The sequence below is a fragment of the Burkholderia sp. LA-2-3-30-S1-D2 genome (assembly GCF_001523915.2).
In the GTDB taxonomy this organism is placed as follows: domain Bacteria; phylum Pseudomonadota; class Gammaproteobacteria; order Burkholderiales; family Burkholderiaceae; genus Burkholderia; species Burkholderia diffusa.
In genome coordinates this window covers 1-22402 of record NZ_CP013383.1, presented here as the reverse complement: position 1 = coordinate 22402, position 22402 = coordinate 1, and the positions used below count along the sequence as shown (strand labels likewise).

Here is a 22402-nt window from a genome sequence, read left to right as displayed (position 1 = left end):
AGGGCGCCCTTGATGCATGCCGACATGCTGAACAGCCGGCCGACTGGCGGCGATCAGTTCGTCCGCGAGTTGTGCTTCTGCAGATACGCGATCAGGCCGTCGATGCCGCCCGACGCGAGCTGGCTCTTGAACTGGCCCTGGTAGACCTGGATCAGCCACGCGCCCGACATGTCGATGTCGTAGATTTTCCAGTCGCTACCGACCTTGCCGAGGCGATAGCCGACCGACTGGCTGTCGCCCGGCGTCGTGACCGTCGACTGCACCAGCGCATCGGCGCCCGACGCGCCGCCGGCCTTGAACGAGAACTTCGCGTCCTGGCCGCCGAGCTGCGCGAGCGACGCGGCATAGGTGCGCGTCATCAGCAGCTTGAACTGCTTGTAAAGCTCCTGCTGCTGTTGCGGCGTCGCCTGCTTCCAGGCATCGCCGACCGCGATGCGGGTCGTGCGTTCGAAGTTCGTCGCGGGCAGGAAGCGCTGCTCGACGACTTGCGTGACTTTCGCCATGTCGCCGCCGCGCGCGCCCGGATCGGCCTTCATCGCGTTGACGGTGCCTTCGACCGCATTGCGGACGATGTCGACGGGCGCGCTCTGCGCGAAAGCGGAAACCGACACGGCGGCCGCCGCGACGAAAGCAAAGAGATGACGTTTCATACGGATATCGCACTCGATGAGAAAAAACGGCCGGCGGATTGCATCGGTGGCATTGGCCGGTGGGTCGAAGTATAGCGGCCCGGCGCCCGGCCTGCCGCGCGGTGACCGACTGTTACCTTTCAACCCCTTTTGTCACAGGCCCCGTCGCGGCGCGACGCCAGACGATTATGTAAGCATCCCCATACAAATCGCCGGGCCCCGCGCGCCGATTCCTGCGCTGCGGAGCAAATATCCTTCCCGCCCCTTTACGCTCCAACGTCGCGACCGACGCCACGTTGCGCCGGTATACTCGTTGTTTTGTCCTTGCCAGCCCCTCCCCGCCGCCACATGGTGACATCTCTCATCGTCCGACTCGTCGCATGGTCGGTACGCCGCCCCGTCTGGGTCGTCGTGCTGTCGCTCGTCGTCGCCGTCTTCAGCGGCGTCTACGTCGCGCAGCACTTCAAGATCAACACGGACATCAGCAAGCTCGTCGATGCCGAACCCCAGTGGGCCGCGCTCGGCCAGGCCGTCGACAAGGCCTTCCCGCAACGCAACGGCACGATCCTCGCGGTGGTCGAGGCCCCGGCACCCGAATTCGCAACCGCCGCCGCGCATACGCTCACCGAAGCCCTGCAGAAGCAGGCCGACGCCGGCCGCATCGGCCAGGTCGCCGAACCCGGTGGCGGCCCGTTCTTCGAGCACAACGGGCTGCTGTTCCTGTCGCCGCAGGAAGTGTCGGACACGACGACACAGCTCGCGAGCGCGCGGCCGCTCGTCAACGAACTCGCGAAGAACCCGAGCCTGACCGGGCTCGCGACCACGCTGTCCACCACGCTCGGCCAGCCGCTCCTGACCGGCCAGGTGAAGCTGCCCGCGATGGCGAAGCTGCTCGCGCGCAGTGCCGCGACGGTCGACGACGTGCTGGCCGGCAAGCCCGCCGCGTTCTCGTGGCGCGGGCTGGTCGACAGCGATGCCGCGCGCCAGCCGGCCCGCGCGTTCGTCACGGTGCAGCCGGTCGTCAACTACGGTGCGCTGAAGGCCGGTGCCGAGACGACCCAGGTGATCCGCGACACGGCGAAAGCGCTCGGCCTCGAGCAACGCTACGGCGCGGTCGTGCGGCTGACCGGCGAACAACCGCTCGCCGACGACGAATTCGCGTCGGTCGAAGACGGCGCCGCGCTCAACGGCGCGCTCACGCTCCTCGCCGTGCTCGTGATCCTGTGGCTCGCGCTGCGCTCGAAGCGGATGATCGGCTCGGTGCTCGTCACGCTGTTCGTCGGCCTCGTCGTGACCGCGGCGCTCGGCCTCGCGATGGTCGGTTCGCTGAACATGATCTCGGTCGCGTTCATGGTGCTGTTCGTCGGCCTCGGCGTCGATTTCTCGATCCAGTACGGTGTGAAGTACCGCGAGGAACGCTTCCGCGATCCGCGCATCGATCACGCGCTGATCGGCGCCGCGCACTCGATGGGCACGCCGCTCGCGCTGGCCACCGCGGCCGTCGCGGCGAGCTTCTTCTCGTTCATCCCCACCGCCTATCGCGGCGTATCCGAACTCGGCCTGATCGCAGGCGTCGGGATGTTCGTCGCGCTGCTCACCACGCTCACGCTGCTGCCCGCGCTGCTGCGCCTGTTCGCGCCGCCGGGCGAATCGAAGACGCCGGGCTTCCCGTGGCTCGCGCCGGTCGACGACTACCTCGATCGCCATCGCAAGCCGATCCTGATCGGCACGCTCGTGGTCGTGATCGGCGCGCTGCCGCTGCTCGCGTTCCTGCACTTCGACTTCAATCCGCTGCATCTGAAGGATCCGAACAGCGAATCGATGGCGACGCTGCTCGCGCTGAAGGATTCGCCGGAAGCGGCCGTCAACGACGTCACGCTGCTCGCGCCGTCGCTCGCCGAGGCCGACGCGGCCGCGAAGCGCCTCGACGCGCTGCCGGAAGTCGGCCGCACGACGACGCTGTCGACCTTCGTGCCGGCCGACCAGCCGGCCAAGCGTGCGGCGATCGCCGCCGCCGCGAGTGACCTGCTGCCCGCGCTGACGCAGCCGCCCGCGCCGCCCGCGACCGACGCGCAGCGCGTCGCCGCGCTCAAGCGCGTGTCGGACCTGCTGAGCTACGCGGCCGAAGATCACCCGGGCCCGGGCGCGGCCGCCGCGCAGCATCTGTCGGCATCGCTCGCGAAGCTCGCCGCCGCCGATGCCGCGACGCGCGACCGCGCCGAACGCGCGTTCTCCGACACGCTGCGCATCGCGCTCAATCAGCTCGCGACGCTGCTGCAACCGCAGGACATCACGCGCGAATCGCTGCCGCCGCAGCTCGTGCGCGACTGGATCGCGCCGGACGGCCACGCGCTCGTGCAGATTTCGCCGAAGGTGCCGACGGGCGTCGATCCGAACGACGACACGATGCTGCGCCGCTTCGCGAAGGCGGTGAAGGCCGCCGAGCCGGGCGCGATCGGCGGCCCGATCTCGATCCTGCATTCGGCCGACACGATCATCAACGCGTTCCTGCATGCGGCGCTATGGTCGATCCTGTCGATCACGATCCTGCTGTGGATCACGCTGCGACGCTTCGGCGACGTGCTGCGCACGCTGGTGCCGCTGCTCGTGTCGGGGCTCGTCACGCTCGAGATGTGCGTCGTGCTCGGCATGTCGCTGAACTTCGCGAACATCATCGCGCTGCCGCTGATGCTCGGCGTCGGCGTCGCGTTCAAGGTGTACTTCGTGATGGCATGGCGCGGGGGCCAGACAGGCCTGCTGCATTCGAGCCTCACGCACGCGGTGCTGTTCAGCGCCGCGACGACGGCAACCGCCTTTGGCAGCCTGTGGCTGTCGCATCATCCGGGCACGTCGAGCATGGGCAAGCTGCTCGCGCTGGCGTTGACCTGCACGCTGATCGGCGCCGTGGTGTTCCAGCCCGTCCTGATGGGCAAACCGCGCGTCAAAAGCGCCAAGAACCAATCGCAAGGAATCAATGAATAAGGTGCGAATCATTGCGGCGACCGTTGCCGCCACCGCAGTGCTGTCCGGCTGCGCGACGGGACCGAACCGCAACCCCAATGACCCGCTCGAGCCGATGAACCGGGCGATGTACAAGTTCAACGACACCGTCGACACGAACATCGCCCAGCCGATCGCGAAGGGGTACCAGAAGGTCACGCCGACACCCGTGCGCACCGCGATCAGCAACTTCTTCTCGAACCTCGGCGATCTCGGCAACATCGCGAACAACCTGCTGCAGCTCCGCATCACCGATGCAACCGAGGATCTGATGCGCGTGGCGATGAACTCGGTGTTCGGCGTCGGCGGCCTGATCGACATCGCGACACCGGCCGGGCTGCCGAAGCATCATCAGGATTTCGGGCTGACGATGGCGCGCTGGGGCGTGCCGTCCGGCCCGTACCTCGTGCTGCCCGTGTTCGGGCCGAGCACGATCCGCGATGGCGTCGGCCGCGCGGTGGACGTTCGCTTCAACCTGCTCAACTACATCGAGCCGGCCGTGCGCAATCCGATGTACATCGCGCAGTTCATCAGCGCGCGTTCGGACCTGCTCGGCGCAACCGACCTGCTGAAGCAGGCCGCGCTCGATCCGTATTCGTTCGTGCGCGACGCATACCTGCAGCAGCGCAAGTCGCTGACGTATCGCAGCCAGTCGGCATCGGGCACGCTGCCGACTTACAACGAACCGGGTGAATCGGGCGCCGTGCCGGCGGCCACGCCGGCCGTGCCGGGGTTGCCGAACTACGAGGATCCGGGCGAGGGTGCCGCACCGAACAACGCGCCGGCTGCGCCGGGGTTGCCGCAGTATGACGATCCGGGTGCGGACGGCGCGACGCCTGCGAGTGCGCCTGCGAGTGCGCCTGCGAGTGCGCCTGCGGCTGCGTCGGCCGGGGCGACGACCGCGCCGGCCGCCAACGGCGCGCCGATCGCGCCGGCGATGCCGACGGTGCCCGCGAGCGGTCCGGCCGCGCAGTAACGCGCACGGCATCCGCCCGCAAGCCGAAGAGCGCTGCATCATGCAGCGCTCTTTTTTTTGCGTGTCCGGAAAACGAAAAAGGGGAGGGGGAGAGGAGAAGCCGAACGCGGCGAGCGCCGCTCAGACGATCCGCATCGCGCCCGCACGTTCGAACGCGTGTCGCGCCTGGATCAGCGTCGTTCGCGCCGCGCGCGCATCGCCCGCGACCTGCAGCAACGGGCCAAGCTGCGACGGCTGCTTCAGCAGCTCGCGCAGGATCGGCAGAATGGCCGTGCTGCCGTCGTCGCGCAGGCCGGCCGTCGCCGCGCGTGGCAGCGTGCGCCACGCAGGGTCGACGATCGCGCGGCACACCGCGAACGGCACGCCGCGCGACGCCGCGAAGGCCGCGGCGATATGCGATTCCATGTCGACGGCAAGCGCGCCCTTCGTGCGATGCAGCGACGCCTTTTCCTGCTCGCTGACCACCGGCGCGCCGACTGCCGCCATCGTGCCGCGCGTGACGCGCGCCCACACCGGCGTGTCGTGCAGCGCGGCGACGAGCCGCGCGCTCCAGCCCGGATCGGTCTGCACGCGGCCGAACGGCCCGTCGATCGCGTCCGCGATCACGAGCGCGCCCGGCGCGAGATCGGGTGCGAGCCCGCCCGCCGTGCCGAAGCTCACGATGCCCGCGCAACCGCGCGCGGTCGCCTCTGCCAGCGCGCGCTCGAGCCGGTCGGCCCGCGCCGCGAACACGGCCTCGACGCCGTGACCGCGCGCGATGCGTGCCTCGAATGCCATCCCCGTGACGGCGATGACGGGCAACGTGCCGTTGTGCTGCGCCGGTGCCACGCGTTACATCCCGACCGTCACGCGCGTCGCATTGGCGCGCTTCAGGTTGCGATAGCGCGCGAGCGCCCACAGCGGGAAGAACTTGCGATAGCCGTGATAGCGCAGGTAGAACACGCGCGGGAAGCCGGTCGCCGTGAAGCGCGTCTCGTCCCACAGGCCTTCTTCGTTCTGCTGCGCGATCAGGTAGTCGACGCCGCGTGCAACGGCCGGGTTGTTCACCTCGCCCGCCGCCATCAGGCCGAGCAGCGCCCAGGCCGTCTGCGACGCGGTGCTCGGCGCCTGCTCGAAGCCGCGGTAATTCAGCTTGTAGCTGTCGCCGTCCTCGCCCCAACCGCCGTCCTTGTTCTGGATCGACAGCAGCCACTGCGCGCCGCGCTTCACGCGCGGATCGTCCGGCGTCAGGCCGGCCGCGTTCAGCGAGCACAGGGCCGTCCACGTGCCGTACACGTAGTTCATCCCCCAGCGGCCGTACCAGCTGCCGTCCGGTTCCTGCTCCTTCAGCATGTAGTCGAGCGCGCGACGGGCCGGCTCGCTGTTCAGCGCACTCTCGCCAAGTTGCGACAGCATCGACAGGCAGCGGCCCGATACGTCCGAGGTCGGCGGATCGAGCAGCGCGCCGTGATCCGAGAACGGGATGTTGTTCAGGTAGTACTGCGTGTTTTCCGGTTCGAACGCGCCCCAGCCGCCGTCGCTGCTCTGCATGCCGACGACCCATTCGCGCGCGCGCGCCATCGATTCGCGATACGTATCCGTCTGCTTGAGCTTCTGCGCACGGTCCATCGCCATCACGACCACCGCCGTGTCGTCGACGTCCGGATAGTGCGCGTTCGCATACTGGAACGCCCAGCCGCCCGGCCGCACGTTCGGGCGGCGCGAGATCCAGTCGCCGCGCACGTCGAGGATCTGCAGCGGGCGCAGCCAGTCGAGGCCGCGCAGCACGGCTTCCTCGGCACGCGCGTCACCGGTTTCGAGCAGCGCATGCGCGACAAGCGACGTGTCCCACACCGGCGACAGGCACGGCTGGCAATACGCTTCGTCCTCGTGCACGACGAGCAGCTTCTCGATCGACTTGCGCGCAATCGCGCGGTTCGGATGATCTTCCGCATAGCCGAGCACGTCGTACATCATCACCGCGTTGGCCATCGCCGGATAGATCGCGCCAAGGCCGTCCTCGCCGTTCAGGCGCTCGTCGACGAACGACACGGCTTGGCGGATCGCGCGTTCGCGCGTGTAGCTCGGGAACAGGCCGTCGACCGCGCGCAGCGCGTGGTCGACCACGCGGAAGAACGCGAACCAGCCAGGGCTCTGGTGGCCCTGGCGCGGCAGCAGGCCGGCGTTGACGGGCGGGTCGATGAACAACTCGTCGATGCGCACGCCGCGCGGGTTCTTCGCGATCGGACGCTTCGCGTTCAGCACCAGCAGCGGCACGATCACGGTCCGTGCCCAGTACGACACCTTCGACAGGTGGAACGGGAACCATTGCGGCAGCAGCATGATTTCGACCGGCATCATCGGCACCGCGCGCCACGGAATCGCACCGTACAGCGCGAGCTGGATCCGCGTGAACACGTTCGACATCTCGGCGCCGCCCATCGCGTGGATCGCGCGGCGCGCACGCTGCATGTGCTCGGCGTTCTCGTCGTCGCCAATCACCTTCAGCGCGAAATACGCCTTCACGCTCGCGCTGATGTTCGGCGCGCCGTCGGTGAACAGCGGCCAGCCGCCGTCGGCCTGCTGGATGCGACGCAGATAGCGGCCGATCTTCTGTTCGAGCTCGAGGTTCGGCGTCTCGCCGAGATAGTGGACGAGCAGTATGTATTCGGCGGGAATCGTCGAATCGGCTTCGAGTTCGTAGACCCAGTGTCCGTCCGCGTTCTGCGCGGCCAGCAGCGCGTCGGTCGCGCTGGCGACAGCCGCGTCGAGTCCGGCCGGCACGGTGCCGGCGGACAGGTTAGCCATATCGGTGAGATCGTTCATCGGTCCCTCTCTTATTGTGTCTGGAGCACGTCCGCGGCCAGTTGGCCGGAACGGATCGCGCCCTCGATCGTGGCGGGCAAGCCGGTGGCAATCCAGTCACCCGCCAGCACGAGATTGGTCCAGCGCGTACGCACGGCCGGACGTTTCATTTCCTGCGACGGCACCGCCGCAAACCCCGCGCGCGGCTCGACGACGAGCTGCCACGCGGGGAGGGTTTCCGGGTTCGCGCCGGTCACGCGCGCGACGTCTTCCCAGATGCGCCGCGCGAGCGCATCGCGCGGCATGTCGAGCCAGCGGCCCGCGTCGCGGATCGTCGCCGCGAGCGGACCATCGCCTGCGCGCACCGCGTCGACGATGCCGTTGACGACGGCCGTCTGCAGCGGGCTGCCCGCCGGTGTATCAACCGCGAAATACGCGGTCACGACCGCGCTGAACGTGTCGGGCGCGGTGAGATCCGGGACGAGCGGCTGCGCGACCTCGGGCGGCACAGCCAGCACGACCGCGTCGCCCGGCGCGAGATCGACACGCTCGCCGCCGATCGCCACCGCATCGACCGCGTTGCCGTGCGCGCCGAATTCGAACGCATCGAGCCGCGAGTTCAGGCGGATCTGCGCGCCGCCGTGCTGCAGCATCCGCAGCGCCGGTTCGACGAATGCGCTGCCGAGGCCGTGGCGCGCGACGAGCGGGCGCCAACCGGGGCCGCCCGCGGCAAACATGCCGCACAGTGCCGCGCGCGCGAGCTCGGCGCTCGCGTGGCGTGGTTCGACGTTCAACGCCCCGAGAAAATACGGCCGCAGCCAACGATCCCACAGCACGCCGTCGCATCGCATCGCCTGTGCGAGTGAGCGCCCGGTGCGCGCGAACGCGAGCGACGCCAGCGCGAGGTAGTCGAGCGGCGTGGTGCCCGGCGCACGCGACGCGGCATCGAACAGCCACGACGGCCAGCGCCCGTTGCCGAAGCGCAGCGTCCAGCGCTGCTGCGACGCGACGTCGATCACCGGATATTCAGGCAGTGCGGGCCCCGTGAGCTGATCGGCCGCGCCGATCGCGCGCAGGTAGCGCTGCGTCGCGGACTGCCCCGCGAAGACCTGGTGCAGCCCGCCGTCGAGCGTCGTGTTCAGCGTCTCGTCGAACCACGAGCGGCAGCGGCCGCCAGCATGCGCATGCGCGTCGTGCAGCACGATGCGCCGCCCGCGGCGTTGCAGCTCGACGGCGGCCGACAGGCCCGCGAGTCCTGCACCGATCACGTGGACGGTTCTGGGCATTGGCTCAGAACAGCGCGTAGCGCGCGGCGATCATCAGCATGCGCGCCTTCGGCTTGCGCAGCGGCACGCGCGGGGCGGCGAAGCCACGCGCAATCGCGGCTTCCAGAATGCAGCGGTACGCGCCTGACATGATGCGCGGCGCCTTGACCTGCGCGCGCGTGCAGCGATCCATCACGGCGTCCGCCGCGCGGAAATGCTCGAGCGCACGCTCGACGAGCGTTGCGCACACGCGCGGCAGCGCCGGGTCGCGCACGATCGTCGCCGGATCGGTGATCGCGATGCCTTCGCGCGCGAGCAGCTCGCGCGGCAGGTAGCAGCGGTTGATCGCCGCGTCGTCGTCGATGTCGCGCAGGATGTTCGTCAGCTGCAGCGCGCGGCCGAGGTGGTGCGACAGCTCGATGCCTTCCGCCTCCGGGATCCCGAAAATCCTTACCGACAGACGGCCGGCCGCACTCGCCACGCGATCGCAGAACAGGTCGAGCGTCGGTTCGTCCGGCGCGCAGATGTCCTCGGCGGCGTCCATCGCCATCCCGTCGATCATCGCGTGGAAGTCCTCGCGCTTCAGGTCGAATGCGCGGATCTCGCGCTCGAGCGCGACCAGATGGCGCGGCGGCTGGCCGGCGAAGCACGCGTCGATGTCCGCGCGCCAGCGATCGAGGCCCGCGTTGCGCTCGGCGCGCGGCAAGTCGCTGTCGGCGATGTCGTCGACCGCGCGGCAGAACGCGTAGACCTGGAACATCGCGTCGCGCTGCACCGCCGGCAGGATGCGCATCGCCAGATAGAAAGAACTGCCCGATGTGACGGCAGCGGCGTCGGTTTCTTGTTCGTCCACGACGAGATTGGAAACGGCCAAGACGAGCTCCACGGAGACACCCACGCGGGGCGATTGAAGAAGCCATGCCCGGCTGGGTTGGTCAGGGCGTCAAATGCGTGCGAGATATGCGAACGATCGACGCAGACAGGCACAAATTACCGGCCGGATGCCGGAATTGGGCGAAAGTATAGCAATCTTTGAAGTTCGAAGGGCGGAGACGCGCCGCGCCCGGCAGGCCGTCAGGGGGCTCGGGCCTGCGTGGCCGGGCGCGCCCGAGAGCGGCGTCGCGCCGCCCGTCAGCCGTAGACGATGTCGCGCTGCAGATCGAGCGCAATGAGCCCCATTTCACGGGTCAGCTGCAGCATCGAGCGGCGTTCGAGGCGCGAGCCCATGAAGCTCGTCACGCGCCCGTCGGGGTCCGCCGTAAACTGGAACGACGGGCCGCCGGTGCCGAACCACGCGCCCGGCACGTCGGGCGACTCCTGCCAGTCGATCTGCTCGAACACGCGCGCGATCCCCGCGCGCACCACGTCGCCAGGGCCGATCGGCGGCGCGATCTCGCCCAGGTCGTCGAGCGAATAGGGGCCAGGCTTGTCCGGCCGCCGGTAGAAGAGGTAGTCGACGTTCATGGGGCGCAATCGGAAGCAAAGCGTCAAATTAGCGCGCTTCGGCGCAAATTCAAATCAGATCAGGACGAATTGTGGCCTGAACGAGACAAAAGGGCCTCATCGCGGCAGCCGATCCGGGCACGCGCACGGTCGGGCCGCGCGTTCATGCTTGGACGCGCGCGGCTTCGTCTAAGATGAACACCTCTCTCGAAAAAGACACGGACACCATGGAGACGAATGTAACCGCTGCCGCGCAATCCGGCCATCCCGTTTTCGTGCTTGTGCACGGCGCGTGGCATGGTGCGTGGTGCTACGCGCACGTCGCGGCCGCGCTGGCCGCGCGCGGCTACCTGTCGATCGCGCGCGACCTGCCTGCGCACGGCATCAACGCCCGCTTTCCCGCGTCGTATCTCGAACGGCCGCTCGACGAGGACGCATTCGGCGCCGAGCCGTCGCCGGTGGCGAATACCACGCTCGACGATTACGCGACACAGGTGATGCAGGCGGTCGACGACGCATACGCGCTCGGGCACGGCAAGGTCGTGCTCGTCGGCCACAGCATGGGCGGCCTCGCGATCACGGCCGCGGCGGAGCGCGCGCCGGAGAAAATCGCGAAGGTCGTCTATCTCGCGGCGTTCATGCCCGCGTCGGGCGTGCCGGGCCTCGACTACGTGCGTGCGCCCGAAAACAAGGGCGAAATGCTGGGCGCGCTGATGCTCGCGAGCCCACGCGTCGCGGGCGCGCTGCGGATCGATCCGCGCAGCGGCGATGCCGCGTATCGCGCGCTCGCGAAGCGCGCGCTGTACGACGACGTCCCGCAGGCCGACTTCGAGGCGGTGGCGAACCTGATGACCTGCGACGTGCCGGCCGCGCCGTTCGCGACCGCGATCCCGACGACCACCGCGCGCTGGGGCGCGATCGATCGTCACTACATCAAGTGCCTGGCGGATCGCGTGATCCTGCCCGCGCTGCAGCAGCGCTTCATCGACGAAGCCGACGCGTTCGTGCCCGGTAATCCGACGCACGTGCACCAGCTCGACAGCAGCCATTCGCCGTTCATGTCGCAGCCGGCCGTACTGGCCGGCGTGCTCGTGGATATCGCGAAAAGCTGAACGGCGCGGATCGCACGCGTGAAGCGGCGGCGCGGCGGTTACGCGTAGGCGACCGACCGATCGCGCCCGAGCCGCTTCGCGCGATAGAGCGCGGTGTCGGCCTCGTTGACGAGCGTGTCGAACGCCAACGCGCCCGCCGTCGCGCACGCGCAGCCGACGCTCGCCGTCACCGGCACGCTGACGCCTTCCGCGTCGACCGGCGTGCTGCCGATCGCGTCGCGCACCTTGTCGGCCACCCGCATCGCCTCGTCGAGATTCGTGCACGGCAGCAGCAGCGCGAATTCCTCGCCGCCGAAGCGGCCGAACGTATCCTGCGCGCGCACGATCGACGCGACGCGGCGCGCCGTCTCGCGCAATACCGCATCGCCGGCCGCATGCCCGAACCGGTCGTTGATCGTCTTGAAGTGGTCGAGGTCGAATAGCAGCACCGACAGGTCACCGCCGTAGCGCTGCCAGCGCGCGAACTCGTCGCCGAGCCGCGCCTCGAAGAAGCGCCGGTTCGCGATGCCGGTAAGGCCGTCGCGATTCGCATGCTCGCGCAGCTTCGCGACCGCCTCCTCGCGCTCGCGCTGCATCACGCTCACGTGCGTGACGTCCGAGATCGTCACGCACACGGCCTCGACTTCGCGGCCACGCGTGAGCGGCATGAACGTGCAGTCCTGCTGCATGTAGTCGACGCCGCCGGTGATCGGCCGGTCGTGTTCGAAGCGAAACAGGTAGGGCCGCTGCTCCCACGAGCTGAATGCGAAACTGCCGAGCTGGAACACGCTCTCGAGCTTGCGTTCGAGCCATGCGCGCGGCAGTTCCGGAAAGCGGTCGAACAGGTTGCGGCCGATCACGTCGGCAGCCGGGATACCGCTGTGGTCCTGCATGAAGCGATTCCACATCAGCACGTTCATCGTGCGGTCGAGCACGAACAGGCCGAAGCCGACCCGTTCGATCACGAGGTCGCTCAGCGACGCGGCGGTGGTGATCGGGGTAGCGGTCATAGCGCGGACAGCAACGCGTCGAGCGCGTCGCCCATCAGCCGGATCGAATCCTCGGCCATCAGCATCACGAAATGTGCGCGGAATGCGTGATCCTCGAGGCCGAAGTTCACTTCGAGCAGCAGCGCGACGCTCCATGCGAGCGCGGTCGGCTGGAACACGTCGTCGAACGACACGTTCGCGCCGAGCAGCCCCGGCGGGAAGAACACGGGCTTGCGGCCGAGTTCGTCGAGAATCGACGCGACGCACGCGCTCATTAGCACGTTCGCGACATCGAACACGAGTTCGTCCTGCGTGGCCATGCCGGCGTACACGCCGTCGCCGAACGTGCGGTCCATCAGCGACATGAGCCGCGCGACGCCCGCGCTGCGGCACAGCACGATCGCCTCGCCCTTGATGTCGGAACGGAATCCCTGGCGCACGGCCGTCACGTTCTCGTGGATGCCCGTCATCTCGCGCAGCGCGTCGCCCGCATCGGCAGCCTTCACGACGCGCACGCGCGGTACCGAGAGCTCGATGAAATGCCCGAGCAGGAGCGCGAGCCGTGCAGCGGCGCGGCCCATCGCGAGGTTGGCGATCTCCTGCAACGCGTCGCGTTGCTCCGCCGTGAACACCGATTCAGGCATACAACCCATACTCCTTGAGAATGGGCAGCAACGCCTCCGACGTCACGGGCTTGGCAACGAATGCGATCGCGCCCAGCTCGCGCACGCGTGCTTGCGCCTGCGGCTGAATATCGGCGGATACCACGATCACGAACGTGTTCAGATCTTCGTGGCGCAGTGTCTCGAGCACCTGATAGCCGTTCATGTCGGGCATCGTCAGGTCCAGAAACATCACGGAAGCTTTGCCGTCACGATAGAGCGCCAGAGCCTCGCGACCATTCGCCGCATACGCGACGTCGACGTCCCAGTCTCCCGGCAGTGCCTTTGTCAGAAGTTTGCGAGCGAGCAAGGAGTCGTCGGCGATCACGATCGGCAAAGGCATGGCGGCGAAGCGGTATACGGAATGGTCTCTCTCGCGTTAACGACTGCGCGGCGCACTTCTTGAGGCGCCATGCAATCAAGCGTGGGCCCCACCGTGCGGCCGCGCGTGGGCGTCGCGGCGCGAGGCACGCGACACACCGCGCCGCGAACGCCGGCGGGCGCATATATCTGTCATAGGGAAAGCAAGGCGCGATTCTCTGAGTAAACCGAGGGCAGTGCAACTCGCCATTTTCACCATTTCGAACAGAATTGGTTCGATCGCGCGGCATTCCGAAAACAGTCGCGGCCATTTTCAGGATAAGCACGCAAAATTTTTCTTTGTGTACGTTTGCGCTGCCGGATTCATAGCGTTTTCAAACTTTCATTTCGCACCTGTCGGAATCATCAGGTTGCACATCCGTGCGCCGGTACGGAGAGCAAGCGCAACTCGTTTATGATTGAACATCTCAGCCTGGCCCGCCTTCCTCAATGACGTCCGAACGTCCCGCCGACTCCCGCACACCCGCCTCCCCGCCCGCCGACGACTGGCAGGACGACGGCAGCTATGCGTCCGGCGCACCCGAGCACGATTTCGCTGTCCGGCGCGTGACGCTGATCGTGCTGCTGGTCGCGGCGATCGTGCTGCCGTGCATCTACGTGTCGGTCATGGCGTACAACGACCTGACGGCACGCGAGGCCGCGGCGAGCGACGTGACGATGCGCACCGTGCGCGTCGCCGAGGAGCATGCGCTCAAGGTGTTCGACCTGAGCGAGACGCTCGATGCGCGCATCGTCGACCTCGTGCAGGACATGGACGACGCCACCGTGCGCCGCCACGAATCCGACATCCACGAAGCGCTGAATACGATCGGCGGCGGCTATCCGCAGGTGGCCGCGGTGTCGATCTTCGGTGCGAGCGGGATGCTGCTCGCGAACAGCCTCTACTATCCGGCGCCCTATGCGTCGATCGCGTACCGCGACGACTTCGCCGGCATCCGCGACGGCAAGGTGATCGAGCACATCTCGAAGCTGATGATGGGGCCGCTCAAGCTCGAGAACATCCCCGTGTTCAACACGGGCGTGGCGCGACGCCACAGCGACGGTTCGTTCGCCGGGATGGTCTCGATCGCGCTGAAGTCGTCGTATTTCAATGCGTTCTACCGCAACCTGCTCGGCGGCGCGGCCACGCCGATGACGATGGCGCTCGCGCGCTCCGACGGCGCGGTGATCGCGTCGTATCCACCGCCGCCATCGCTCGCGCATACCGATCTCACGGCCACGTTCGGCAACGCGCGCAACGATCCGCGCGCGGGCGTCGTGCGCGTGCGCCACGACGGCGCCAGCAGCGAGATCGTCGCGTACCGCCAGGTCGGCAGCTACCCCGTGTACGTGACGTGTGCGTACCGCACCTCCGCGATCTGGCATGAATGGTACGAACACCTGAGCGTGCTGTTCATCTCGATGTTCGCGCCGTCGATCGCGCTGTGGTCGGTGATCTGGCTGTCGCTGAAGCGGTTGAAGGCGGAAGAGGAAGCCTGGGACCGCTGGCAGGCCGAAGCGTCGATGCGGCGCTCGATCGAATCGGCATACCGGCAGTCGCGCAAGATGCAGGCGCTCGGCAACCTGGTCGGCAGCGTCGCGCATGACTTCAACAACCTGCTGATGATCATCTCGAGCAACGTGCAGATCGCGCGGCGACGCGGCGTCCAGCATCTCGACAAGGAACTCGGCGCGATCGAACGCGCGCTGAAGAACGGCCAGTCGCTCACGCGCCAGTTGCTCGGCGTCGCGCGCAAGCAGCCGCTGCACAACGAAACGATCGACGTCGGCCAGTGGCTCGGCACGTGCCGCGAACTGCTGAAGACGTCGCTCGGTTCGAAGTCGTCGCTGGTCGTCGCGATCGAGCCCGGCATCTGGCCGATCCGGGTCGATGTCGCGGAGCTCGAGCTCGCGGTGATCAATCTCGCCGTCAACGCGCGCGATGCGATGACGGTCGGCGGCCGCTTCACGGTCGGCGCGCGCAACGTGACGCTGCGCCGCGAGGACGGCTTTCCGCTGATCGGCGACTTCGTTCAGATCTCGCTCGACGATACGGGCTCGGGCATGGCGCCCGACGTGCTCGCGCGCGCGTTCGAGCCGCTGTTCACGACGAAGGCGCAGGGAATGGGAACGGGGCTCGGGCTGCCGCAAGTGTTCGCGTTCTGCGAGCGCTCGGGCGGCCTCGCGACGATCGACAGCGCGGTCGGCGCCGGGACGTCGGTGCGCCTTTACCTGCCGCGCGCACGCGTCGAGGACATCGTCCCGCGGTCACAGCCCGTCTCGCACGACGCCGGCGCGCTGGCGGGCCTGCATGTGCTGCTGGTGGAGGACAACAGTGAAGTCGCAGCCGGCACCGAAGCGCTGCTGACGCTACTCGGGCACCGCGTCACCTACGCACCCACCGCCGACGACGCGTTGCGCCTGATCGAGGGCGCGGCCGCGAACGACGCATTCGATCTGGTGATCTCGGATATCCACATGCCGGGCCGCCTGAACGGCATCGATCTCGCCGAAGCGATTGACAAGCGGCCGGGGAAGCTGCCCGTGATCCTGGTCACGGGATACGCGGAGGAACTCGACCGCACGCGTACCGTCAACGTGCGCGTGCTGTCGAAGCCGTTCGACATCGCGCTGCTCGACGAGATCCTGCTCGGCATTCGCGAAGCACGCGATGCGCGGCACGCCGGCGCCTGACCCGCGGCATGCGGGCCGGTGCCGGCAGTGGGAAGGGAACAGCGATCAGGCCGCCTTCAGCACGCGCACCCAGTCGACGTAGCGATCGACGAAACCCTGCAGGAACTTGCGGGTGTCCTCGCTGACGATCTGCCCCTCGTCGTCGATGCGCGCCGGGTCATGCTTGATGAACATTTCCGGCTGCCCGAGCATCTTCACGTCGAGATACGCGAGCACGTTGCGCAGGTGCTGCTGCGCGAGCGCGGTACCGACCGCGCCCGGCGACGTGCCCAGCACGGCGCCCGGCTTGCCGGACCACGAGTTGTGACCCCACGGGCGCGAGCCCCAGTCAAGCGCGTTCTTCAGCACGCCCGGGATCGAGCGGTTGTATTCGGGTGTGACGAACAGCACCGCGTCGGCCGCTTCGATCGACTGCTTGAAGCGCTTCGCGACTTCCGGAAAATCCGTGTCGTAGTCCTGGCTGTACAGCGGCAGTTCGCCGATCTCGACGAATTCGAAAGAGAAATCGGCGGGGGCGAGCGAGATTGCGGCATGCGCGAGCGCGCGGTTCCAGGAACCGCGACGCAGGCTGCCGACGACGACTGCAACACGATAGGACATGGCTTTCTCCTTCCGGTGAGTGAGGAATCGGATCGATTGATTCCGAACAGGCAAAAAAGGTCTGTTTATAGGCAAGCCAGCCCGCGAGCCGTCCCACGGGGCAAACCAGCCGACTTTCCACAAGGTTTTCCACAGAAATTGTGGATAACTTGACCGTTATGATCTGATGTTACAGAACGCCCGCGTCGCGATTTCACAACGCGCGACGCGGGGCTCCGGAAAGCATAGCGCAGCGCGCCGACCGGCTTCATGAATTCGTGACGGAACATCCATTGCGGCGCGGCGTCTCGCCCAGTAAGCTGCTCGCACCGCGATGCGCCCGCCCGGTGGCGCGCACACGATCGCCTCCGCTTCGTAAGGCTCCCGATCCGCCATGCCGTCCGCATACGACGACCCTGCCTATCTCGCGCAACTGCGCCGCGACCTGTTGCGCTTCGCACGACTCCAGCTACGCGATGCCGATGCGGCCGAGGATGCCGTGCAGGAAGCGCTGACCGCTGCGTGGACGCATGCGGGCGAGTTCGCGGGACGGTCGGCCCACAAGACCTGGGTATTTGGCATCCTGCGCAACAAGCTGATCGACATTCTGCGTTTACGGCAGCGGACGGTGAGTCTGTCCGCACTCGATGCGGAGCTCGATGGCGAATCCGGGCTCGATCGCGAGTTGTTCAAGGAAAACGGGCACTGGGCCGCGCACACGAAGCCGCGACCGTGGGCGGGCCCCGAGACGCTGTTGCGGCAACAGCAGTTCTGGACGCTGTTCCAGGCCTGCCTCGACCATCTGCCGGAACACATCGGACGCGTGTTCATGATGCGCGAATTCCTCGACGTCGAGATTGACGACATCTGCAGCGAACTTACGTTGACGACGAATCATTGCAGCGTGCTGCTGTATCGGGCGCGCACGCGCCTGCGCACCTGCCTGAGCGAAAAAGGACTGACGACCGAAGATGCTGCTGGGGAAATGTAAAGACGTGACGCGACTGCTCTCGGATGCGCTCGACCGAGCGTTGACGCTCCATGAGCGCATGCAGGTGCACGTGCATCTGCCGGCTTGCAGTGGATGCCGCGCATATCGCGAGCAGATCGCGCTGCTGCGAACGGCAGCGCATGCGGCGGCGGGGCGGGGGACAGGGGATGAAGCGGGGGGTGATCGGGATGAATCGTCGGGCGACGGGCGAGAGGGCTAGGTTGCCGATGTCGATCCGTGGTGACGCGTTGCAGTTGGCGATGTCGTTGTTGACGTCGTAGGGTCGACGCTTGAGGCAGCTCGCGGGGCGCGCGCGTCGAATACGGGCTGTCCGCTGCGCGGCGTCGGAGGTGGTTGGCGGTTGCGAATTTTGTCGGTCGATCCCCGCGCAGTCGCGCAGGGATGATTCGATAAGAAAAATACGTCGAACTAAAATTATTCGAACAGCGCCCGCACCGACTCGGGCGGGCGGCCGATGGCTGCCTTGCCTCGATACACGACGATCGGACGCTGCAGCAAAATCGGATGCGCCGCAATCGCTTCGTAGGCCTCCGCGTCCGTCAGATTCGCACGGGCCAGATCCAGCGTCTTGTACGGCTCCTCGCCTTCGCGAAGCATGTCGCGCACCGGGCGCCCAAGCTGACGATGCAGCGCTTCCAGTTCCTCGACCGTCGGCGGCGTCTTCAGGTACTCGACGACGTTCACCGGCGTGCCAGTGGTGTTCAGCGTCTCGATCAGTGCAAGTGTCTCGCGGGACTTCGAGCAGCGGGGGTTGTGGTAGATCGTGATCATCGTTCGGGCCTGCATGAGAAAGGCCCGTATTGTAGCCAGTCTGGTTGCGGGTGTTTCGGCGGGATGTCTGCACACGGGAGGAAGGGGGATTGGAGTCTCGGTGTGGCGTGCAGAGAGCGTGCATTGCGCCGATGAGCGCGCAGCCGGCTTGATGCGTTTATGCGCATAAAGTGCGTTGCATGGGAAATTTCCGAGGCCTTCTTCGTCGGCGAATAGCCCGGGGGATAAGCTCATCGTCACGCCGTGTTGCCGGCGCCGACATTGAGCCACCTCATGTATCCGTCGCTGGGTTTATGCGCAGAAAGCTATCGCGTCCCTGGGTGGAGACGACCGCTGATATCGCGGTCGGCCCGGACACTTCGATGCCCCGAACGATCATCAGCGCAATATGCGATGGCGTCCGTGGCATCGCCATACGGTCGTCTTTATGCATGTCTGCCGACCGTGCGACCGTTGATATCGGCCGAGCCGCTCGATCGTTTATGCGCATAAACACAGCGGGGGACGGCCAGCACGCTTCGTCACTGAACATGGCACGTATGCACCGCATCGGCCTGAGCCGCGCGGCGTTCGTCATCGGAGTGGGGCGCGCGAGCGAGGACTCAGACTCGCCGATGCTCTCCAATACCGCCGAAGTTTATGCGCACAAACTCCCCGACACCAAGGCAGCAGCCCCCTTCAATGATCGAAAGGGCAGCACCGATACATTGCGTGGATAAGCGTGCCGAACGTGAGACCGAAGCCGCCCGCCGTCACGACTATCTCCGTTCATCCTCCAACGCAGTAACCTCGCGTCCACCGGTGCCGGCCATCCGGCATCACCCGCTCGTTTATGCGCATAAACCAATAGCCCGAATGGCTAACGCGTAGTTGGCGAACGACAATTTCATTGAAATATAAATATCGTCCTGTAGAATTCCAACGACCAAAAACAGGAGTGAAAATTGGCCGCGGAAATCATTGCAGTCACTCAACAAAAAGGTGGCGTCGGCAAAAGCACGATTGCCATGCACCTCGGCGCGGCATTCCATGAGAAAGGGAAGCGCGTCCTCGTCATCGACGCAGACGGTCAAAACACTTTGGTTCACTGGTCGAGCGCATCCGGTGATAGCGACGCCGGCATCCCGTTCCCGGTCGTCAACCTCGCCGAAGCCGGCGGCCAGATCCATCGCGAAATCAAGAAGTTCATCAACGACTACGACATCATCGTCGTCGATTGCCCGCCGTCGATCACCGAGAAGGTCTCCGGCGTCGTGCTGCTGGCCGCATCGATCGCCGTGATCCCGACTTCCTCGTCGCCGGCCGATTACTGGTCGAGCGTTGGGCTGGTCAAGCTGATCCAGCAGGCGCAGGTGATGAACGAGGACCTCCGCGCCGTCTTCCTGCTGAACAAGACGGAGGAGAAGCGCATGCTGACCCGCGAGCTCAAGCGCGCACTCGAGGAACTCGGCTTCCCGTTGCTGAAGACGCAAATCCCGACCCGGGAAGCGTACAAGCAGGCGATGGCGCTCGGTCAGACCGTGCTGCAGATGAACGATCGCGGCGCCAAGCTGGCCGCTGCGGAAATCCGCGCATGTGCCGACGAAATCGTCGCCATGCTGCCCTGACTTTATGCGCATAAAGGAGTCGCATGAAACCCTCCCAATTTGCAAAAGGATTCCAGGCGCGCCCGGATATCACGACGAGCGAGAAGCGCACGGCGCTTGATCGGCTGAATGCCATCGATGGCATCGTCAAATCCGAGACGGCCACGCCGGCCCCGACGAAGTCCGCCAAGAAGGACATCGCGCCGCCGCCGGCACCGGACGTCCTGCTCGATCCGCCGACCGACGAGTCACCGCAATATCGCGCGTGGCGCCTCGAGAATCGTTATGCGCCCGGCCAGGTGATCGAGCTGTCGCTGAAGGCGATCAAGCATAGCCCGTTCAACCCGCGGCACTTCTATCTGAAGTCGTCGATTGCCGAACTCGCGGTCAACCTCGCGAAGCAAGGGCAGCAGCAGGCGATCCACGTGATTCCGGACTACGACAATCCGGGTTCGTATTTCGTCAGCGACGGCGGCCGTCGTGTGCGTGCGTTGAAGGAAGCGAACAAGGAGTCGGTGAAGGCGATCGTGATCGACGTGCCGATCGGAATCCAGAGCTACAAGCTCGGCTACGACCTGAACGTGCAACGCGATTCGCAGACGGTGTTCGACAACGCCGTCGTATGGCGCCGCTTCCTCGACGACAAACATTTCCAGAGTCAGAAGGAACTGTCCGAGCATCTCGGCCTCGACGAATCGACGGTCGCGGTTGCGCTGTCGATCGGCAAGCTGCCGGAAAGCGTGATGCAGGAGATGGTCGCACGCCCCGATCGCTTCGGTTCGAACATGGCGTATCAGGTCGGCCGTTATCACAATGCGCGCGGCACCGAGGCGACGCTGCGGCTGATCAACAAGATCGTATCCGACGATCTCAGCACGCGCCAAGTGTCGGACATCGTCAAGGGCCGCGTCGCGGCACAGGAAACGCCGAAGCCGGCGGGCCGCCAGCGCTATGCGCAGCGTCTCGAGATCAAGCTCGGCGGCAAGTCGGTTGGCGACCTGAAGTCGTATGGCGAAGACCGCATCGAATTGCGCCTGCGCGGCCTCCCGAAGGACAAGCGCGACGCGATCCTCGAGCAGCTCGAGCGGATGCTGTTGTCGGACTGATGGAAATGGCCGCCAGGGCCTGGCGAGGCGCCGGGCCCGCCGGACGGGCGGGCGGCCGGCGACGGCCCGTCAGAGGGGCCTGAACGGGCCTCAGGCGGCCCGGGATTGATTCAGCGTGAACGACAGCAGGTCGCCGTCGGTCGGCTCGCCCCAGGTTTTCTGGGCAAGCCAGTCGAAAAAGGCCGTCTCGGCCAGCTTCGAATCGAGGCCGCGCTTGCGCCAGTCGTCGCGCAGGTGCGAGCCCATCGTCGGCAACACTTCCGACTCGAACGACTCGCGCGCCACTTCGCGCTCCGCGTCGCCCTGCTCCTCGTACAACACCTTCGCTTCCTTGCGGCGGAACGCCGCGAATTCGCTCAACAGACGTGCCTTCAGATCGTCCGGCTGCGCCGAAACGGCCTTCGCGGCAGGCGCGCCGGAAGGCAGCGCGTCGACGGACTCGACCGGCGGCGCATAACCCTTCTTCAGCGCGTCCTTGAACAACGCGGGCGCACTGCGCACCGGCGGCAGCGTCGTGCTGCGCATCCGCTGCTCGGTCATCTGTAGCGCGGCGCGAATCCGGTTTTCCTCGCTGTCCGCGTAGAGCGTCTGCGCTTCCTTGAGCGGAATCCCGAGCTTCACCATCCGGTCGACCAGCGTGCTGTCGAACACGTTCGGATGCTCGTCGAGCGCGAGCATCGGCTGCTTGCGCTCGGTCACGCGGAACTGGATCTCCGCGACCCGCCGCCCTTCCCGATGCTCGATCAGCTCGACGAAAATGTTGGTGACCGCATTGACCTCGGCGATCGCCGGACGCAGGTAGTCCCGCTTGAAGTACTTGTACTCGCGCTTCGCCTCGTCGCCGGCTTCCGTATCGGGCGTGCCCGACAGGATCGGACGCCACCATTCCCACGGCTCGCGCATCGTCAGATGGCTCGGGTTCGTCAGGTAACGCACGCAGATTTCGTAGAGCGCAAGACCAGCGCTGCTGCGCAGCTGGCTCTGGAACTGCAGGCTCAGACGCGCGTACTGGACCGGGTCGAGCAGCTTCTTCTTGATCTTCGGTGCAAATGAAAATTCGACCCACACGCGGCGCGTGGCCGGATCCTCAAGAATTTCGGCATCGGCGATCAGTGTCGAGATCCCCCACTTGCGGCCCGGCTTCTGGCTCGACGTCCCCGAGCTCCATTCGACCTGCACCGACACCATACGGCGCAGGTGTTCCTTCACCAGCGCGGTGTCGTTCGAATCGAAGGCGGAGTTGGCGACGATGTCCGACAGCAGCGCGCGATAGGTATCGCCCGAGTCGTCGGCCTGCTGCGCGACGGCGAGCAGGACGTTGAACAGCTTGCGGGTCAGGAGCGTGATCTTGCCGCTCTTCGGCTGAATTGCGATCGCCTCGACGGCCTTACGCAATTCGGCTGAACTGGCACTCACCACATCCACATCGGTTTTCTTGGCGCGCTTCGTGGCCAT

Annotated in this window: 21 protein-coding genes; 9 read left to right on the top strand and 12 right to left on the bottom strand. The window is 66.5% G+C overall.

The genetic code is table 11. The features are described 5' to 3' along the window. Positions 1 to 53: 53 nt before the first annotated feature. Positions 54 to 650 (bottom strand): MlaC/ttg2D family ABC transporter substrate-binding protein, encoded by a 597-nt coding sequence (locus tag WS66_RS00110; RefSeq protein ID WP_059467381.1) that lies wholly within the window; start codon positions 648 to 650, stop codon positions 54 to 56. Positions 651 to 977: 327 nt separating this feature from the next. Here WS66_RS00110 and WS66_RS00105 point away from each other — a divergent pair, with 327 nt between their 5' ends. Together WS66_RS00105 and WS66_RS00100 are read left to right on the top strand one after the other, a co-directional pair. Next, positions 978 to 3611, top strand: a complete 2634-nt coding sequence (locus tag WS66_RS00105; protein ID WP_059604646.1) for an MMPL family transporter — start codon at positions 978 to 980, stop codon at positions 3609 to 3611. Next, positions 3604 to 4605 (top strand): MlaA family lipoprotein, encoded by a 1002-nt coding sequence (locus tag WS66_RS00100; protein WP_059604643.1) that lies wholly within the window; start codon positions 3604 to 3606, stop codon positions 4603 to 4605. Before WS66_RS00105 ends, WS66_RS00100 begins: the two co-directional genes overlap by 8 nt. A gap of 120 nt (positions 4606 to 4725) precedes the next feature. On the opposite strand, the gene WS66_RS00095 is transcribed toward WS66_RS00100, so the two are convergent. The 5 genes from WS66_RS00095 to WS66_RS00075 form a co-directional block, all read right to left on the bottom strand. Continuing rightward, positions 4726 to 5382: a phosphorylase gene (locus tag WS66_RS00095; protein WP_059604817.1), complete on the bottom strand. Its 657-nt coding sequence runs from the start codon at positions 5380 to 5382 to the stop codon at positions 4726 to 4728. A gap of 54 nt (positions 5383 to 5436) precedes the next feature. Beyond that, positions 5437 to 7410: a squalene--hopene cyclase gene (shc, locus tag WS66_RS00090; protein WP_059604640.1), complete on the bottom strand. Its 1974-nt coding sequence runs from the start codon at positions 7408 to 7410 to the stop codon at positions 5437 to 5439. Positions 7411 to 7421: 11 nt separating this feature from the next. Next, entirely contained in the window at positions 7422 to 8675 is a 1254-nt protein-coding gene (gene hpnE / locus WS66_RS00085; protein ID WP_059604637.1) for a hydroxysqualene dehydroxylase HpnE, read from the bottom strand. A gap of 4 nt (positions 8676 to 8679) precedes the next feature. Next, entirely contained in the window at positions 8680 to 9528 is an 849-nt protein-coding gene (hpnD, locus tag WS66_RS00080; RefSeq protein WP_059529130.1) for a presqualene diphosphate synthase HpnD, read from the bottom strand. 257 nt (positions 9529 to 9785) lie between these two features. Further along, on the bottom strand, positions 9786 to 10118 hold the full coding sequence (locus WS66_RS00075; RefSeq protein WP_059604635.1) for a hypothetical protein: 333 nt from the start codon (positions 10116 to 10118) through the stop codon (positions 9786 to 9788). Between the two features lie 206 nt (positions 10119 to 10324). Here WS66_RS00075 and WS66_RS00070 point away from each other — a divergent pair, with 206 nt between their 5' ends. Then, positions 10325 to 11209, top strand: a complete 885-nt coding sequence (locus tag WS66_RS00070) for an alpha/beta fold hydrolase (protein WP_059604632.1) — start codon at positions 10325 to 10327, stop codon at positions 11207 to 11209. 38 nt (positions 11210 to 11247) lie between these two features. On the opposite strand, the gene WS66_RS00065 is transcribed toward WS66_RS00070, so the two are convergent. From WS66_RS00065 to WS66_RS00055, 3 genes are read right to left on the bottom strand one after another with little or no spacing between them, the layout of a single operon-like run. After that, positions 11248 to 12198 carry a GGDEF domain-containing protein gene (locus WS66_RS00065; RefSeq protein WP_059604628.1) on the bottom strand — a complete coding sequence of 317 codons (951 nt, stop codon included), beginning with the start codon at positions 12196 to 12198 and terminating at the stop codon, positions 11248 to 11250. After that, a complete protein-coding gene (locus WS66_RS00060) occupies positions 12195 to 12821 on the bottom strand; it encodes a chemotaxis protein CheC (protein ID WP_059604625.1) in 627 nt (208 codons plus the stop codon). Before WS66_RS00060 ends, WS66_RS00065 begins: the two co-directional genes overlap by 4 nt. Continuing rightward, a complete protein-coding gene (locus tag WS66_RS00055) occupies positions 12814 to 13182 on the bottom strand; it encodes a response regulator (protein WP_040138947.1) in 369 nt (122 codons plus the stop codon). The genes WS66_RS00060 and WS66_RS00055 overlap by 8 nt, the downstream gene beginning before the upstream one ends. Positions 13183 to 13649: 467 nt before the next feature. Here WS66_RS00055 and WS66_RS00045 point away from each other — a divergent pair, with 467 nt between their 5' ends. Beyond that, entirely contained in the window at positions 13650 to 15893 is a 2244-nt protein-coding gene (locus tag WS66_RS00045; protein ID WP_059604621.1) for a hybrid sensor histidine kinase/response regulator, read from the top strand. 45 nt (positions 15894 to 15938) lie between these two features. Here the strand turns inward: WS66_RS00045 and WS66_RS00040 are convergent, their stop codons facing one another. Then, on the bottom strand, positions 15939 to 16493 hold the full coding sequence (locus tag WS66_RS00040) for an NADPH-dependent FMN reductase (RefSeq protein ID WP_059604618.1): 555 nt from the start codon (positions 16491 to 16493) through the stop codon (positions 15939 to 15941). A 373-nt stretch (positions 16494 to 16866) separates the two neighbouring features. On the opposite strand from WS66_RS00040, the gene WS66_RS00035 reads away from it, so the two are divergent. Further along, the gene (locus tag WS66_RS00035; protein ID WP_059604613.1) at positions 16867 to 17463 is read left to right on the top strand and encodes an RNA polymerase factor sigma-70; all 597 of its coding nucleotides are present in this window, start codon (positions 16867 to 16869) and stop codon (positions 17461 to 17463) included. Continuing rightward, positions 17444 to 17683: a zf-HC2 domain-containing protein gene (locus tag WS66_RS00030; protein WP_082728993.1), complete on the top strand. Its 240-nt coding sequence runs from the start codon at positions 17444 to 17446 to the stop codon at positions 17681 to 17683. Before WS66_RS00035 ends, WS66_RS00030 begins: the two co-directional genes overlap by 20 nt. Positions 17684 to 17898: 215 nt before the next feature. Here the strand turns inward: WS66_RS00030 and arsC are convergent, their stop codons facing one another. Beyond that, entirely contained in the window at positions 17899 to 18255 is a 357-nt protein-coding gene (arsC, locus tag WS66_RS00025; RefSeq protein WP_059604814.1) for an arsenate reductase (glutaredoxin), read from the bottom strand. A 362-nt stretch (positions 18256 to 18617) separates the two neighbouring features. Here arsC and WS66_RS00020 point away from each other — a divergent pair, with 362 nt between their 5' ends. The 3 genes from WS66_RS00020 (at position 18618) to WS66_RS00010 (ending at position 20947) form a co-directional block, all read left to right on the top strand. Beyond that, positions 18618 to 18974, top strand: a complete 357-nt coding sequence (locus WS66_RS00020; protein ID WP_159086493.1) for a hypothetical protein — start codon at positions 18618 to 18620, stop codon at positions 18972 to 18974. A 225-nt stretch (positions 18975 to 19199) separates the two neighbouring features. Next, entirely contained in the window at positions 19200 to 19862 is a 663-nt protein-coding gene (parA, locus tag WS66_RS00015; protein WP_040138954.1) for a ParA family partition ATPase, read from the top strand. A gap of 23 nt (positions 19863 to 19885) precedes the next feature. Next, the gene (locus tag WS66_RS00010; RefSeq protein WP_059604607.1) at positions 19886 to 20947 is read left to right on the top strand and encodes a ParB/RepB/Spo0J family partition protein; all 1062 of its coding nucleotides are present in this window, start codon (positions 19886 to 19888) and stop codon (positions 20945 to 20947) included. A 90-nt stretch (positions 20948 to 21037) separates the two neighbouring features. Here WS66_RS00010 and WS66_RS00005 read toward each other — a convergent pair whose 3' ends face one another. Then, the gene (locus tag WS66_RS00005; protein ID WP_059604605.1) at positions 21038 to 22402 is read right to left on the bottom strand and encodes a replication initiation protein; all 1365 of its coding nucleotides are present in this window, start codon (positions 22400 to 22402) and stop codon (positions 21038 to 21040) included.

Bases quoted from the DNA above. Each gene is read 5' to 3' on its own strand.
- WS66_RS00110 (WP_059467381.1), bottom strand. From the start codon at position 650: ATGAAACGTCATCTCTTTGCTTTCGTCGCGGCGGCCGCCGTGTCGGTT.
- WS66_RS00105 (WP_059604646.1), top strand. From the start codon at position 978: ATGGTGACATCTCTCATCGTCCGACTCGTCGCATGGTCGGTACGCCGC.
- WS66_RS00100 (WP_059604643.1), top strand. From the start codon at position 3,604: ATGAATAAGGTGCGAATCATTGCGGCGACCGTTGCCGCCACCGCAGTG.
- WS66_RS00095 (WP_059604817.1), bottom strand. From the start codon at position 5,382: ATGGCATTCGAGGCACGCATCGCGCGCGGTCACGGCGTCGAGGCCGTG.
- shc (WP_059604640.1), bottom strand. From the start codon at position 7,410: ATGAACGATCTCACCGATATGGCTAACCTGTCCGCCGGCACCGTGCCG.
- hpnE (WP_059604637.1), bottom strand. From the start codon at position 8,675: ATGCCCAGAACCGTCCACGTGATCGGTGCAGGACTCGCGGGCCTGTCG.
- WS66_RS00075 (WP_059604635.1), bottom strand. From the start codon at position 10,118: ATGAACGTCGACTACCTCTTCTACCGGCGGCCGGACAAGCCTGGCCCC.
- WS66_RS00070 (WP_059604632.1), top strand. From the start codon at position 10,325: ATGGAGACGAATGTAACCGCTGCCGCGCAATCCGGCCATCCCGTTTTC.
- WS66_RS00065 (WP_059604628.1), bottom strand. From the start codon at position 12,198: ATGACCGCTACCCCGATCACCACCGCCGCGTCGCTGAGCGACCTCGTG.
- WS66_RS00060 (WP_059604625.1), bottom strand. From the start codon at position 12,821: ATGCCTGAATCGGTGTTCACGGCGGAGCAACGCGACGCGTTGCAGGAG.
- WS66_RS00055 (WP_040138947.1), bottom strand. From the start codon at position 13,182: ATGCCTTTGCCGATCGTGATCGCCGACGACTCCTTGCTCGCTCGCAAA.
- WS66_RS00045 (WP_059604621.1), top strand. From the start codon at position 13,650: ATGACGTCCGAACGTCCCGCCGACTCCCGCACACCCGCCTCCCCGCCC.
- WS66_RS00040 (WP_059604618.1), bottom strand. From the start codon at position 16,493: ATGTCCTATCGTGTTGCAGTCGTCGTCGGCAGCCTGCGTCGCGGTTCC.
- WS66_RS00035 (WP_059604613.1), top strand. From the start codon at position 16,867: ATGCCGTCCGCATACGACGACCCTGCCTATCTCGCGCAACTGCGCCGC.
- WS66_RS00030 (WP_082728993.1), top strand. From the start codon at position 17,444: ATGCTGCTGGGGAAATGTAAAGACGTGACGCGACTGCTCTCGGATGCG.
- arsC (WP_059604814.1), bottom strand. From the start codon at position 18,255: ATGATCACGATCTACCACAACCCCCGCTGCTCGAAGTCCCGCGAGACA.
- WS66_RS00020 (WP_159086493.1), top strand. From the start codon at position 18,618: ATGCCCCGAACGATCATCAGCGCAATATGCGATGGCGTCCGTGGCATC.
- WS66_RS00010 (WP_059604607.1), top strand. From the start codon at position 19,886: ATGAAACCCTCCCAATTTGCAAAAGGATTCCAGGCGCGCCCGGATATC.
- WS66_RS00005 (WP_059604605.1), bottom strand. From the start codon at position 22,402: ATGGCCACGAAGCGCGCCAAGAAAACCGATGTGGATGTGGTGAGTGCC.